Raw genomic sequence first — 14,101 nt, 5'->3', positions numbered from 1 at the left:
AGGAATGGATCATGGCTACCGACGCTCCAATTGCGTCTGGGGAAGAGGAACACACCGTCGATCGCAGCGATCGCCTGGTCATCCTCGCCTCATCGGTCGGCACCGTCATCGAGTGGTACGACTTCTATCTTTACGGTTCTCTGGCGGCGATCATCACCGTCCAGTTCTTCTCGGGCGTCAACGAGACGACCGGCTACATCTTCGCCCTGATGGCCTTCGCCGCCGGCTTTGCGGTGCGGCCCTTCGGCGCCATCGTCTTCGGGCGGCTGGGTGACCTGTGGGGACGCAAGAACACCTTCCTCGTCACCATGCTGCTGATGGGTCTGTCGACCTTCGTCGTCGGCCTGTTGCCGCCCTATGCGGTCATCGGCATCGCCGCACCGATCATCCTGGTGCTGATGCGCCTGATCCAGGGGCTGGCCCTGGGCGGTGAATACGGCGGCGCCGCAACCTACGTCGCCGAGCACGCCCCGCGCGGCAAGCGCGGCTTCTACACCTCCTTCATCCAGATCACGGCCACCGCCGGTCTGGTGCTCAGCCTGGTGGTCATCCTCGGCGTCCGGCTTGCGGTCGGTGAGGAAGCCTTCGCCGACTGGGGCTGGCGCATTCCGTTCCTGGTCTCGATCCTGCTGCTGGGCGTCTCCCTGTGGATTCGTCTGAAGCTGGCCGAGAGCCCGTCATTCAAGAAGATGAAGGCCGAGGGCAAGGGCTCCAAGACCCCGCTGAAAGACAGCTTCGGCAAATGGCCGAACCTGAAGATCGTGCTGATCGCCCTGCTGGGCCTCACCGCCGGTCAGGCCGTCATCTGGTACACGGGCCAGTTCTATGCCCTGTTCTTCCTCGAACGGGTCATGAAGGTCGACGCCACCCTGGTCTACATCCTGCTGACCATCGCGCTTCTGGCCGCCTCGCCCTTCTTCATCTTCTGGGGCTGGCTGTCGGACAAGGTGGGACGCAAGCCGATCATCCTGGCCGGCTGCCTGATCGCGGCCCTGACCTATTTCCCGTTGTTCAACGCTCTGACCCAGGCCGCCAACCCGCGTCTTGCCGCCGCCGCCGCCTCGGCGCCGGTCGTGGTCTATGCCGATCCGGCCGACTGCAACGTCCAGTTCGACCCCGTCGGCAAGACGGTGTTCAACCAGTCCTGCGACGTGGCCAAGTCCCACCTGGCCAAGGCCGGCGTGACCTACACCAATGTCGAGGCGCCCGCCGGGACCGTGGCCGAGGTTCGCATCGGCGATCAGTCCGTCATCCCCAGCTTCCGGGGCGACGCCATGACCACGGCTGATTTCGCCGCCCAGAAGAAGACCTGGGACACGGAACTGACCGCCGCCCTGACCGCCGCCGGCTATCCGGCCAAGGCGGACAGCGCCTTGGTCAACAAGCCGATGGTGGTGCTGATCCTGTTCATCCTCGGCTTCTACGTGACCATGGTCTACGGACCGATCGCGGCGGCCCTGGTCGAGATGTTCCCGACCAATATCCGCTACACCTCCATGTCCCTGCCCTATCACATCGGCAACGGCTGGTTCGGCGGCTTCCTGCCGACCACCGCCTTCGCCATCGTGGCGGCGACCGGAAACATCTACTCCGGTCTCTGGTATCCGATCATCGTCGCCCTCGCGACGGTCGTGCTGGGCTTCCTGCTGGTCAAGGAAGGCAAGGACGTCGATCTGAACGCCTGATCCTGCTTTCAGGCGGAACGAGGGGCGGGTCGTCGCGAGACGGCCCGCCTTTCGCTTGTGAAACAGCCCCTGCCCGGTTCAGATGCCCCCATGTTCAGCCTGACGATCCTCGGCCTGGTCGCCGCCTATATGGCGGTGCTGTTCGCCGTCGCCTGGTATCAGGAACGGCCGGCGGCGCGGGCGCGCGGCAAGGGGTTGGGGCCGTCGGTCTATGCCCTGTCCCTGGCCATCTACTGCACCTCCTGGACCTATTACGGCGCGGTCGGCACGGCGGCGCGTGACGGGTGGGAGTATCTGCCCATCTACATCGGGCCGGTGATCGGGCTGACGCTGCTGTTCCCGCTGTGGCGCAGGATCGCGGCCGCCGCCCGGCGCGAGAACGTCGGCTCGATGGCCGACTTCGTGGCCTCGCGCTACGGCAAGAGCCAGAGCCTGGGCGCGGCGGTCACGGTCGTCGCCATCCTGGGGTCGCTGCCCTATATCGCGCTGCAACTGAAGTCGCTGTCGATGGCCGGCGCCCTTCTGACCGCCGGCACGCCGGTGGCGGGGTCCGAGCGGCTGACGGTTCTGGTGCTGGCGGGGGTGCTGGCCTTCTTCGCCATCCTGTTCGGGGCGCGCCGTCCCGACCTGACCGAGCACAATCGCGGCCTGATCCAGGCCATCGGCCTGGAATCGATGGTCAAGCTGGGCGCCCTGTTGTTCGTCGCCGTCTTCGCCCTGGTCCTGCTGCTCAACGAAGGCTCGCCGCCGCGCATCATCGAAGGCCTGGGGGCCCTGGCCTCCCCGCCTGAGGTCACGCCGCGCTTCACCGCCATCACCCTGTTGTCGACCCTGGCCATCTTCTGCCTGCCGCGTCAGTTCCACGTCGCCTTCGTCGAGGGCGCCCAGCCGTCGGACGTAAAGCGGGCGCGCTGGATCTTTCCCCTCTATCTGCTGCTGACCAGCCTGGCGGTCCTGCCGCTGGTGGCCGCGGGCGCCCTGTTCGCGCCGAGCGTGAACCCCGATCTTTTGGTGCTGGCTCTGCCCTTCCAGCGCGGCGAAACGATGCTGACGGCCATCGTCTTCGTCGGCGGCTTTTCGGCCGCCACCGCCATGGTGATCGTCGAGGCCGTCGCCCTGTCGGCCATGGTGTCCAACAGCCTGATCCTGCCTTTCCTGGCGCGCGACCGCTGGCGGGTGCGGGGCGACGCCTCGGACATGGCGGGGACCATCCTACAGGTGCGGCGTGCGGCCATCGTCGCCGTCCTGCTGTTGGCCTGGCTCTATTATCAGGCGACGGATCAGTCGCGCGGCCTGGCGGCCATGGGGCTGGTGTCCTTCGCCGCCATGGCCCAGCTGGCGCCCGCCCTGTTCGGCGCCGTGCTGTGGCGCGGCGGTCATGCGCACGGGGCGCTGGCGGGCATGACGGTCGGGATGGCGGTGTGGATCGTCATGCTGGCCCTGCCGCAACTGGCGCCCGGCGCGCCGTGGCACCTGCACGTCATGCTGGGAGTCAAGGATCCGCTGGCCCTGGGGGTTTTCGTCAGCCTGGGGCTCAATCTGGCGGCCTATGTCGGGGTGTCCCGTTTTGCTCAGCCCCGGCTGATCGACCGGGTCCAGGCCCGCGCCTTCGTCGATCGGCTGGGGCCGGACTGGATGGAGGCCAGGCCTTCGCCGTCGGGCGCCTCGGTCGGCGACCTGCGCGCCCTGGTCGCCCGCTTCATCGGCGACGAGCGGGCCGAGCGCGCCTTCTCCGCCTGGGGACGCGAGACCGACACCCGGCTGCGCGACGCCGATCCGGCCGATGCAGCGCTTGCCCGCGCGGCCGAGCGGATGCTGGCGGGCGCCATCGGCGCGGCCTCAGCCCGACGGGTCATCGCGGCAGCCTTGGCGGGCGTCGGGCGGGCGCCCGAGGACGTGGTGCGGATGCTGGACGAGGCGTCGCAAGCCGTTCAGTTCAACCGCGACCTGTTGCAGACCACGCTCGACAACATCGACCAGGGCGTGATCGTGGTGGACGAGGATCTGCGCGTCACCGCCTGGAACCGCCGCTATGTCTCCATGTTCGAACTGCCGGTCGGCTTCGTCCACGTCGGCCTGCCCATCGCCAACATCTATCGCCTGAACGCCGAGCGCGGCGAGAGCCCCGACGACATCGAGGCCTGGGTCGAGCGGCGGCTGGAGGCGCTGAGCCGCCGCATCCCCCACGATCACGAACGCGCACAGCCCGACGGCCGGGTGCTGCGCTCATCCGGTGCGCCCATCCCCGGCGGCGGCTACGCCACCAGCTACACCGACATCACCGCCCTGCGTCGCGCCGCGCGCGAACTGGAAGAGGCCAACGAACGGCTGGAGGCGCGCGTCGCCGACCGCACCGCCCGGCTGGACGAGGCCCGGCGTGTCGCCGAGGACGCCACGGCGTCCAAGACCCGGTTTCTGGCCGCCGCCAGCCACGACCTGCTGCAGCCGCTGCACGCCGCCCGCCTGTTCATCGCCGCGCTGAAGGAGGAGCCTGCGCTGGCGGAACCGACCAGCCGCACCCTGGCCGTCAACGCCGACCGCGCCATCGACAGCGCCCACCGCCTGCTGACGGCCCTGTTGAACCTGTCCAAGCTGGAGGCCGGCGGGGTGCGGACCAATGTGACCAAACTGTCGCTGGGCGGTCTGTTCGACGAATTGCGCCGCGAGTTCGCGCCCGTGGCCGAGGCCAAGGGTCTGCGCCTGACCATCATGCCCAGCCGGCTGTGGGCGGCGTCGGACCGCGACCTGCTGCGGTCCATGCTGCAGAACCTGGTGGCCAACGCCATCCGCTACACGGACACAGGGCGGGTGCTGGTCGGGGCGCGGCGGCAGGGCGAGACGGTGCAGCTGTTCGTCTGCGACACCGGGCGCGGCATCCCCGATTCCGATCACGAGACCGTCTTCGGCGAGTTCGTGCGTCTGCCCGGTGCGGTGGACGAGCCGGGCGCCGGCCTGGGCCTGGCCATCGTGCGCCGCCTGTCCAGCCTGCTGGACCATCCGCTGGAGCTGAGCTCGCGCATCGGACGCGGCACGATCTTCCGCATCACCGTGCCGCGCAGCCCCGCCGACGTGATTCCCGAAGTCGCGCCGGTGCGCGAGGCGCGCTTGCCGCTGGCGGGCCTGCGGGTGCTGTGCGTGGACAATGAGCCGGTGATCCTGGATGCGCTGAACGCCCTTCTCACCCGCTGGGGCGCGAAGCCGACGCTGGTGACCAGCGTGGCGGCGGCCAAGGCGGCCAGGGGTCCGTTCGACGCCGCCGTGGTCGATCTGCACCTCGGCGACGGGCCGGAAGGGTTCGCCGTCATCGACTGGCTGCGACCCCACGGCGTGCGCCGCATCGCCCTGGTCACCGCCGACACCCGAGATGGTCTGAACGAACAGGCGACGGCGGCGGGCGCCGTCCTGCTGCCCAAGCCGATCAAGCCGGCGGCGCTGAAGGCCTTTTTGTCCAGCTAGCTGGGGTCCAGCGACTTGGCCAAGATCACCGCCTGGGTCCGGTTGTGGACGCCCAGCTTGCGGAACACGCTGGTCAGGTGCGCCTTGATGGTGGCCTCGGACACGCCCAGGTCGAAGGCGATCTGCTTGTTCAGCCGCCCGGCCTTCAACCCCTCCAGGATCCGCAGTTGCGACGGCGTCAGGCTGGCGACGCGGCCGGCCGGGTCGTCGTCGTCCGCCTCTGGCACATCCGGCGCCCAGCTGTCGCCGGCCAGGATGGCGGCGATGGCCTCGACCATCTGGGGCAAGGACGAGGATTTCGGAATGAAGCCGGCGGCGCCCAGGCCCAGGGCGTGGCGCACCACGGGCGCGTCCTCGCTGGCCGACACCACCGCGACCGGCACGGTCGGTTGTTCGGCCCGCACGGCGGCCAGCCCCGCCATGCCCTCGCTGTCCGACAGCTTCAGGTCCAGCAGCAGCAGATCGACCGGCCCGGCGACCATCGCCGCCTTGGCCTCGGCCAGGCTGGCGCATTCCACCACCTCCGCGCCCGGCGCCGCCTTGTCGACGGCCGAGCGCAGGGCGGCGCGGAACAGGGGATGGTCGTCGGCGACGACGATGCGATCCATGGGCGTCCTTCCGTGCGCGGCGTCTGATCGGCCGCGTCGTCGCCATCATGGCGCGGTTCGACTTTGGTCGAAATTAGACCAATGGCCAATGGCTCCCCGAGGCTGGAGGCGGAAAGGTTTTCGAAGGGACGCCCGCGTTAGATGGGCGCGGGAGGATTCATCATGATCAAGACAAGCCTAATGGCGGGAGCCGCCGCCGTCGCCCTGCTGGCGTCACCCGGTATCGCCTCGGCCCAGGACCAGGCCGCGCTCGAAGCGCGCATCGCCCAGCTCGAAGCCCAGCTGAACGCCCTGAAATCCGAGGTCGTCGCCTCGCGCACCCAGCAGGCCGCCCAACAGCAGGACATCATCCGCCTCGAAACACGCCCGGCGGCGCCGGTCCAGCAGGCCGCCGCCCCGGCCGCGCCCAGCGACGGCTTCCGCATCGGCGACCACACGGTCAAGTTCGGCGGCTTCGTCAAGGTCGACGCCTACGCCACCCGCTACTCCGGCGGCGACCCGCTCAACGGCGACGCCCTGCGCGAATTCCACATTCCCGGCTCCATCCCCATCGGCGGCGCCGACGAGGATACGGCGACCGATTTCAACGCCCGTCAGACCCGCTTCTGGTTGACCACCGACGGCATGGTCGGCGGCCACAAGATCGGCACCCGCATGGAGATGGACTTCCAGACCCTGCCCGGCGCCGGCGACCAGCGGACTACCAGCCCCGCCAACCCGGCCCTGCGTCGCGCCTTCATCACCATCGACAACTGGCTGATCGGCCAGGAGTGGACCAACTTCCAGAACACCGCCGTCCTGCCCGAATCCGCCGACTTCATCGGCGCGGCGGAAGGCACCGTCTTCGCCCGTCAGGTCCAGGTCCGCTATACGCGCGGTCCCTTCTCGGTCTCGGTCGAAAACCCCGAGACGACCGTGACCCCGTTCGGCGGCGGCGCGCGCATCGTCGCCGACGACAACAGCCTGCCGGACTTCACCGCCCGCTACGCCGTGTCCCAGCCGTGGGGCGACTTCCAGTTCGCCGGCCTGCTGCGCCAGCTGAAATACCAGAATCCGGCGACCAATATCGATTCCACCGCGACCGGCTGGGGCCTGTCGGCCTCGACCAAGATCAAGGTCGGGTCCAAGGACGACATCCGCCTGATGCTGACCGGCGGCGAGGGCATCGGCCGTTATGTCGGGCTGAACTTCTCCAACGACGCGGTGGTGGACGCCTCGGGCGAACTGGACTCCATCGGCGTGGTCGCCGGCTTCGCCGCCTACCGCCACGTCTGGGCGCCCGGCTGGCGCTCCAGCCTGATCTGGTCGGCGCAGAAGGTGGATAACGAGACCGGCTTCACCGGCCTGGCCGTCAACCGTTCCGCCCAGAGCATCCATGCGAATTTGATCTGGTCGCCGGTTACGGCGTTTGATGTCGGGGCCGAGTTGATGTTCGCGGATCGTGAGATCGAGACCGGCGCCAGCGGCGACATGACCCGTCTGATCCTGTTCGCCAAATACGGATTCTGATTGATGCCGGAGACGTCTCGCGTGCCTGATCCCGACCTCTATCCCGTCCCTGCCGACTGGGCCGAAAAGGCCCACTTGAACCGGGAGACCTATGAGGCGGCGCGGATCGCGGCGCGCGAGACGCCCGACGCCTATTGGGCCGAACAGGCCAAGCGTCTGGACTGGATCACGGCCCCGACCAAGATCAAGGACGTCTCCTTCAAGAAGGAAGACTTCCGCATCCGCTGGTTCGAGGACGGCGTCCTGAACGTCTCGGCCAACTGCATCGACCGCCACCTGCCTCATCGCAAGGACGAGACGGCGATCATCTGGGAAGGCGACGATCCCGCCGACAGCCGCCACATCACCTTCGGCGAACTGCACGCCGAGGTGTGCCGCATGGCCAATGTGCTGAAGGCGCACGGGGCCAAGAAGGGCGACCGGATCACCCTGTATCTGCCGATGATCCCCGAGGCCGCCTACGCCATGCTGGCCTGCGCGCGCATCGGCGCCGTCCACTCGGTCGTGTTCGGCGGCTTCTCGCCCGACAGCCTGTGCGGCCGGATCGAGGATTGCGGGTCCAATCTGGTCATCACCGCCGACGAGGGTCTGCGCGGCGGCAAACATGTGCCGCTGAAAGCCAATGTGGACGAGGCCCTGACGAAGGTGAAGGTCGACACCGTCCTGGTCGTGCGTCGCACCGGCCGCGACGTGCCGATGATCGAGGGCCGCGACTTCGATTACGCCCTGGAAGCCGCCAAGGTCGACGCCGACAGCCCGCCCGAGCCGATGAACGCCGAGGATCCGCTGTTCATCCTCTACACCTCGGGTTCGACCGGAAAGCCCAAGGGCGTGCTGCACACCACGGGCGGCTATCTGTTCTGGGCCGCCTGGACACACGAGATCGTCTTCGACTATCGCCCCGGCGAGGTCTTCTGGTGCACCGCCGACGTGGGCTGGGTCACCGGCCATTCGTACATGATCTATGGGCCTCTCGCGAATGCGGCGACGACCCTGATGTTCGAGGGCGTGCCCAACTATCCCGACGCTGGCCGGTTCTGGCAGGTGGTGGACAAGCACAAGGTGGAGATCTTCTACACCGCCCCCACGGCCCTGCGCGCCCTGATGCGCGAAGGCGATGCGCCCGTGAAGGCCTCGTCGCGCGCCTCGCTGCGCCTCCTGGGCACCGTCGGCGAGCCGATCAATCCCGAGGCCTGGCGCTGGTATCACGAGGTCGTCGGCGACAGCCGCTGCCCCATCGTGGACACCTGGTGGCAGACCGAGACGGGCGGCCATTTGATCACCCCCCTGCCCGGCGCCACCGACCTGAAACCCGGATCGGCCACCCTGCCCCTGCCAGGCGTCGAGCTTGAGATCGTGGACGCCGAGGGCCAGCCGCTGCAGGGCGCGGCGTCCGGCAACCTGTGCATCACCGACAGCTGGCCGGGCCAGATGCGCACCGTCTATGGCGACGACCAGCGCTTCTTCGACACCTATTTCTCGACCTATCCGGGCCGCTATTTCACCGGCGACGGCTGCCGTCGCGACGAAGACGGCTATTACTGGATCACCGGCCGGGTGGACGACGTCATCAACGTGTCTGGCCACCGGATGGGCACGGCCGAGGTCGAGAGCGCCCTGGTGCTGCACGACGATGTCGCCGAGGCGGCGGTCGTCGGCTATCCCCACGACATCAAGGGCCAAGGCATCTACGCCTATGTCACCCTGAACAACGGGGTCGAGGGGACCGAAGAGCTGCGCAAGGCCCTGGTCGCCCACGTCCGCCACGAGATCGGCCCCATCGCGGCGCCCGACGTGATCCAGTGGGCGCCGGGCCTGCCCAAGACCCGCTCGGGCAAGATCATGCGGCGCATCCTGCGCAAGATCGCCGAGAACGAGATCGGGTCGCTGGGCGACACCTCGACCCTGGCCGATCCGTCGGTGGTGGACGACCTGGTCAAGAATCGCGCCGGGGCGGAATAGACAGGGCGCAATAGCGGCGCGGGGTTCAATGCGGCGCCGGCTGAGCCTATCTGTGCGTCAGCCTGCCGCAGCCTGAGCCGTCCATGCCCCGTTTCCTGTCCCGCCTGCCCATCGACGGCTATCTTCTGGCCCTGATCGGGATGGTGATCCTGGCGGCGCTGCTGCCCGCCAGCGGACAGGCCGCCGTGGTCATGGACTGGGTGGTCAAGGCGGCCATCGCCCTGCTGTTCTTCCTGTATGGCGCGCGGATGTCGCCGGCGGCCATCGGCGCCGGCCTGATGCATTGGCGGCTTCAGGGCACGGTCTTCCTGTCGACCTTCCTGCTGTTTCCGCTGCTGGGGCTGGGTCTGGTCCTCCTGATGCGGGGATCACTTCAGCCCGACCTGCTGACGGGGATGCTCTATCTGTGCCTGTTGCCGTCCACGGTGCAGTCGTCCATCGCCTTCACCTCCATCGCCGGCGGCAATGTCGCGGGCGCTCTGACCAGCGCCAGTCTGTCGAACCTGCTGGGCGTGATCGTGACGCCGCTGCTGGTCGCCCTGACGATCGGTGGAGCAGGCGGCGGAATCCACCTGCAGTCCATCCTCGACATCGGCCTGCAGATCCTGGCCCCGTTCGCCGTGGGCCAGCTGTGTCGCCCGCTGCTGAAGGACTGGCTGGCCCGTCACGCCAAACTGACGGGCCTGGTGGACCGCGGCTCCATCCTGCTGATCGTCTACGCCGCCTTCAGCGAGGGCGTCGTCGCCGGCGTCTGGTCCCAGGTCGCGCCTATGGACCTGGCCAAGGTCATCGGCCTGAACATCGTGCTGCTGGCCATCGTCCTGGGCCTGACCCTGATGGCGGGGCGGCTTCTCAAGTTCGACAAGCCCGACCGGATCGTCATCCTGTTCTGCGGTTCCAAGAAGAGCATGGCCACGGGCATCCCCATGGCCGGCATCCTGTTCGCCGGTCACGCGGTGCCGCTGATCGTCCTGCCGATCATGCTGTTCCACCAGATCCAGCTGTTCGCCTGCACCATCATCGCCCAGCGCTATGCGCGAGAGAATGAAGCACGCGCCTTGAGCCCCGTCTTACCTTAAGATAGACCGCCCTCAGGCCATCGCGGGCATGATGTAGTGGTAGCCTGGCAGCTTCCCATGCTGCTCGTGCGGGTTCGATTCCCGCTGCCCGCTCCAGCCTATTGGTGAAGGCGCGACGATCGTGCCGCCGCGCCTCCTTCCCGTTCTCAGTTCGCGGCTTCGACGGTGACGCCGCGTTGTTGCAGGATGGCCTGGACGCTGTCGTCGCCGGTCAGGTGGCCGGCGCCCACGGCGATGAAGGCGGTGCCAGAGCCTTCGAGCAGGGTCTGAATCTGGTTGGCCCAGTCGGTGTTCCGGTCGACCAGCAGGGCCTGATACAGGGCCGGCGAAGCCGCCTTCATCTCCTCGACCATGACGCGGTCCAGGGTGGCGACGTCGCCCTTGGCCCAGGCCTCGACCATGGTGTCCAGAAGCGTGACGGCGTTCTCGTAATCCTTCAGCGTCTCGCGCAGGAAGGCCATCTGCACGTCTTCGGGCAGGTTGGCCAGGATGCCGATCTGCTTGTCGATGGTTTCGAAGGCGTGGATCGGCTTGCCCACCGCCTCGGCGCGCGCCTTCAGCACCAGTTCGACGCCGGACTTGGGATCATAGCCGGCCTTGACCAGAGGGGCGACCGACAGGCTGAGCGCCGCCAGCCAGGGCTTCATCGGTTGAAGCTGGGCGGCGGACGAACCCATGGCCTGGGCGGCGGCTTCCAGTTCGACATTCTCTTCGGGCGTCAGGCGGCTGGACAGGGGCGTGTCCAGCGACAGGCCGTGCTGCTGGATCAGCGGCATGACGGCAGCCTGGTCGTCGGGATTGCTGATCTCGAACCAGATGTCCGAGGCGCTGTCGAAGGCGGCCTCGACGCGGGGGCTGGCCCAGCCGGTTGTGGGGCGCAGCACGTGGACCGAGCCGAACAGATACAGGGTCGAATCCGCATCCTTGATCACCCACAGGGCGGGGCCTTCGCCCTGGATGGGCGCAGCGGCGGCGGGCGCCGTCGTCTGGGCCAGGGCGTCGGCCGGAACCCCGGCGATGGCGACGAACAGGGCCAGGCCGCCGGCGACGCCGAGGGCGCCGCGCGCGAGGGTGGAAACGGAGGATCGGAGGCGGGCAGAGAGGGTCATGAGGTCACTCCAGTTTTTGAAAAAGGCGGGAAAAGGGGAAAGAGGTCAGGCCAGGCCGCGACGGGCGCTGATCCAGATGGAGGCGCCGAGATAGAGCGTCATCAGCACGGCGTAGATGTCCCAGGCGGTGATCGCCGGCGCGGCGCCCAGGCGTTCGGCGGCGGCCCACAGGAACAGGATCAGTTGGCCCAAGAAGAAGGTGACGGCGGCCGCCTCCATCACGGCGCGGCGCAGCAGTTCGTCGGCCTGGCGATAGACGCGCACATTCATCACCGTGTGCAGCACCAGCAGCAGGCCGATGGCGCCGAGGCCGAGCACGGGGCTGACGCCCATCAGGCTGAATGCGATCGGCAGGGTCAGGATGACGCCGGAAAAGCCCATGACCGCCGCCTGGAACCGCGCCACGGCGGCTTCCTCGGGCGAGGCGTCGCCTTCCAGATTGTACATCTTGCCCAATCGTTTGGCGTCCAGGCTGACGTAGAGCGCCCACAGCGCGCCCACGACCAGGGCGAACCCGACCAGCAGGGCCAGCACGTCCGACCAGCGTATGGCCTTGTCCGTCAGGCCAAACCCGCCCGGTGCGACCTTGGCCAGCCAGGCGCCGACGCCGTAGCCGATCACGCCGAACAGGGCGCCGAAGGCGAAGGCGCGGACCCATCGGGGCCACGAGCCGGGAGAGAGGGAGGGAGACTTCATTTCGTCGGCTCCTGGTCGTCCGAAAAGATGGATTCGATGGGTTGGCCGAAGATGCGCGCGATCTTGAAGGCCAGCGGCAGGGACGGGTCGTAACGGCCGGTTTCCAGCGCATTCACTGTCTGGCGCGACACGCCCAGATGTTCGGCCAGCTGCGCCTGGCTCCAGTCGCGCTCGGCGCGCAGGACCTTGAGACGATTGTTCATGGCTCAGCCCCGCATCCGCGCCAGCCACCACCAGCCCCAAGCCAGGGTATAGCCAGCCAACTGGAACAGCAGGATGCTCAGCATCCCCCCGACGACCAGGTCGCCGGAGCTGGCGTCTGCCGGTAAGAAACGGGCCAGATCGACGTCGCGCGTGGCCAAGGTGAGGACCAGGGCCAACCCCAGCATCATCCCGGCGCTGCCGCCCCAGTACCAAGCCCACTTGTGCGCCTCACGGGCGGCTTCGTCGAGCCGACGCCACCACCAGACCGTGACCGCCAGGGTGGCGGCCATCACGGCGACCAGAAACAGGCCAGAACCGATCAGTCCGCCGAGGCCCGGCTGGTCTGACAGAAAGCCCGAGCCGATACCGCCGACCAGCCCCAGCACGAACAAAACAACGACCATGCCGACGAAGCCGGCCGCGCCGAGTGGTTTGACGGTTTTCATCGAAGGGCCTCGCCGAGTTGCCGAATGTTTAGACAAGCGTCTTTTACATCAGTGACCAGCGATGTCAAATACCCTTTCCACTGATTCCAGTGGAGCGGTTCAATCCTCCGTCTGTGAAGCGATCAGCTCCGGACGAGCGATGACGCGCGGCGCCGTCTCCACCGGCGTCAGGTCCGGCAGGGTCTTGCCCTCGTGATCCACCTGCAGATCTTCAAAGCGGCGGGCCGAAACCATGACTTGGCTCTCCAGCGAGCCGACAAACTGGTTGTATTTGCCCACGGCCTGATCCAGGGCGCGGCCGACGGCCGAGGCGTGGCCGCCCATGACCGACAGCCGCTTGTAGAGCTCGCGCCCCAGGGCGGCGACCTTGTCGGCGTTGGCCGCCTGTTCTTCCGCCCGCCAGCCATAGGCGACGGCCTTGCACAGGGCGAACAGGGTCGAGGGGGTGACGATGACGACGCGCGACGCCATCGCCTGGGTCATCAGGTCCGGCTCGTGGTCCAGGGCGGTGACCAGGAAGGCGTCGCCGGGCACGAACAGGACGACGAAATCCGGGCTGGGCTTGAACTGGTCCTGATAGGCCTTGGACGACAGCTGGCGCACGTGGGTCTTCAGGCTGGCGGCGGTGCGCAGGGCGACAGAACGGGCGCGCGCCTCCTCGTCGCCGTCGCCCTCGTCGAAGGCCAGGGGCACCTTGGCGTCGATCACGAACATGCCGCCGCCGGGCAGGCGGACGATGAAGTCGGGCCGGTTCTGGCGACCTTCGTCGTCAGCGCTGGAGGTCTGTTCAGTGAAGTCGAACCGGCCGGCCATGCCGGCGGCCTCCAGCACATTGCGGCAGGTCTGCTCGCCCCAGCGCCCGCGCCGACCGGTGTTGCCGCGCAAGGCCTCGGTCAGCTTTCGGGCTTCGTCACGCGTCGCCGAGGACGCCGCCATCAGCTGGGTCAGCTGTTCGCGCAGGCCCCCGGTTTCTTCGGAGCGGGTCTTCTCCAGCGCGGCCACATGTTCCTGGAACTTGGTCAGGGTGTCGGCGACGGGCTTCAGCTGGGCCGCCATCCGCTCGCGCGCCAACTGGTCCTGGGCGCGGAAAGTCTCGGTCGCGCGGCTGACCATCTGATCCGCCACCACCTGGGCGGATTGAGCCGCCTGGGCCTTCAGCAGTTCGCCCATGGTGACGCGGCTTTCCTCGACCAGGTCGATGCGCGCCTCGGCGGCCGCCAGCGCGCCTTGCGTCCTCTGCCAGCCCATGTAGGCCCAAAGGAAGGCGCCCGCGAAGGCGGCGGCGAGAAGGGCGAGGATGGGCACCATCATGTTCATGCTCCGTTCCTAGCGGGAGTCGCAGCCCAT

General features: G+C 68.0%; 11 protein-coding genes and 1 tRNA gene. 6 read left to right on the top strand and 6 right to left on the bottom strand.

Annotated elements, in window-relative coordinates; all coding sequences use genetic code 11:
• The first annotated feature begins 11 nt into the window (after window positions 1-11).
• Both ACK4MH_RS08105 and ACK4MH_RS08100 read left to right on the top strand, forming a co-directional pair.
• The gene (locus tag ACK4MH_RS08105; protein WP_409716890.1) at window positions 12-1,685 is read left to right on the top strand and encodes an MFS transporter; all 1,674 of its coding nucleotides are present in this window, start codon (window positions 12-14) and stop codon (window positions 1,683-1,685) included.
• A 90-nt stretch (window positions 1,686-1,775) separates the two neighbouring features.
• Window positions 1,776-5,141, top strand: a complete 3,366-nt coding sequence (locus ACK4MH_RS08100; protein WP_409716888.1) for a PAS-domain containing protein — start codon at window positions 1,776-1,778, stop codon at window positions 5,139-5,141.
• Here the strand turns inward: ACK4MH_RS08100 and ACK4MH_RS08095 are convergent.
• Window positions 5,138-5,749, bottom strand: coding sequence for a response regulator transcription factor (locus ACK4MH_RS08095; protein WP_135194568.1), 612 nt, complete (start codon window positions 5,747-5,749; stop codon window positions 5,138-5,140). The two genes, ACK4MH_RS08100 and ACK4MH_RS08095, sit on opposite strands and share 4 nt — an antisense overlap.
• Window positions 5,750-5,911: 162 nt before the next feature.
• Between ACK4MH_RS08095 and ACK4MH_RS08090 the strand changes: the two genes are divergently transcribed.
• The 4 genes from ACK4MH_RS08090 to ACK4MH_RS08075 all read left to right on the top strand — a co-directional run bounded on the left by ACK4MH_RS08090 (window position 5,912) and on the right by ACK4MH_RS08075 (window position 10,395).
• Window positions 5,912-7,258 carry a DcaP family trimeric outer membrane transporter gene (locus ACK4MH_RS08090; RefSeq protein ID WP_409716886.1) on the top strand — a complete coding sequence of 449 codons (1,347 nt, stop codon included), beginning with the start codon at window positions 5,912-5,914 and terminating at the stop codon, window positions 7,256-7,258.
• Window positions 7,259-7,261: 3 nt separating this feature from the next.
• Window positions 7,262-9,220: an acetate--CoA ligase gene (gene acs / locus ACK4MH_RS08085; protein ID WP_409716884.1), complete on the top strand. Its 1,959-nt coding sequence runs from the start codon at window positions 7,262-7,264 to the stop codon at window positions 9,218-9,220.
• An 83-nt stretch (window positions 9,221-9,303) separates the two neighbouring features.
• Entirely contained in the window at window positions 9,304-10,299 is a 996-nt protein-coding gene (locus ACK4MH_RS08080) for a bile acid:sodium symporter family protein (protein WP_409716882.1), read from the top strand.
• 22 nt (window positions 10,300-10,321) lie between these two features.
• Window positions 10,322-10,395, top strand: a tRNA-Gly gene (locus ACK4MH_RS08075).
• A gap of 50 nt (window positions 10,396-10,445) precedes the next feature.
• Here the strand turns inward: ACK4MH_RS08075 and ACK4MH_RS08070 are convergent.
• The 5 genes from ACK4MH_RS08070 to ACK4MH_RS08050 form a co-directional block, all read right to left on the bottom strand.
• Window positions 10,446-11,408 carry a TraB/GumN family protein gene (locus ACK4MH_RS08070; RefSeq protein WP_409716880.1) on the bottom strand — a complete coding sequence of 321 codons (963 nt, stop codon included), beginning with the start codon at window positions 11,406-11,408 and terminating at the stop codon, window positions 10,446-10,448.
• 45 nt (window positions 11,409-11,453) lie between these two features.
• Window positions 11,454-12,104, bottom strand: a complete 651-nt coding sequence (locus tag ACK4MH_RS08065) for a hypothetical protein (RefSeq protein WP_409716878.1) — start codon at window positions 12,102-12,104, stop codon at window positions 11,454-11,456.
• Complete coding sequence (locus ACK4MH_RS08060; protein ID WP_135194562.1) at window positions 12,101-12,307, bottom strand: helix-turn-helix transcriptional regulator; 207 nt, start codon at window positions 12,305-12,307, stop codon at window positions 12,101-12,103. Before ACK4MH_RS08060 ends, ACK4MH_RS08065 begins: the two co-directional genes overlap by 4 nt.
• Before the next feature lie 3 nt (window positions 12,308-12,310).
• A complete protein-coding gene (locus ACK4MH_RS08055) occupies window positions 12,311-12,754 on the bottom strand; it encodes a hypothetical protein (protein WP_409716876.1) in 444 nt (147 codons plus the stop codon).
• A gap of 99 nt (window positions 12,755-12,853) precedes the next feature.
• On the bottom strand, window positions 12,854-14,071 hold the full coding sequence (locus tag ACK4MH_RS08050; RefSeq protein ID WP_409716874.1) for a DNA recombination protein RmuC: 1,218 nt from the start codon (window positions 14,069-14,071) through the stop codon (window positions 12,854-12,856).
• Between the last annotated feature and the right edge of the window lie 30 nt (window positions 14,072-14,101).

The organism is Brevundimonas sp. (assembly GCF_046295075.1).
Taxonomy (GTDB): Bacteria; Pseudomonadota; Alphaproteobacteria; order Caulobacterales; family Caulobacteraceae; genus Brevundimonas.
The sequence above is the reverse complement of the archived record's forward strand: the minus strand, read 5'-3'. Positions and strand labels throughout refer to the sequence as shown.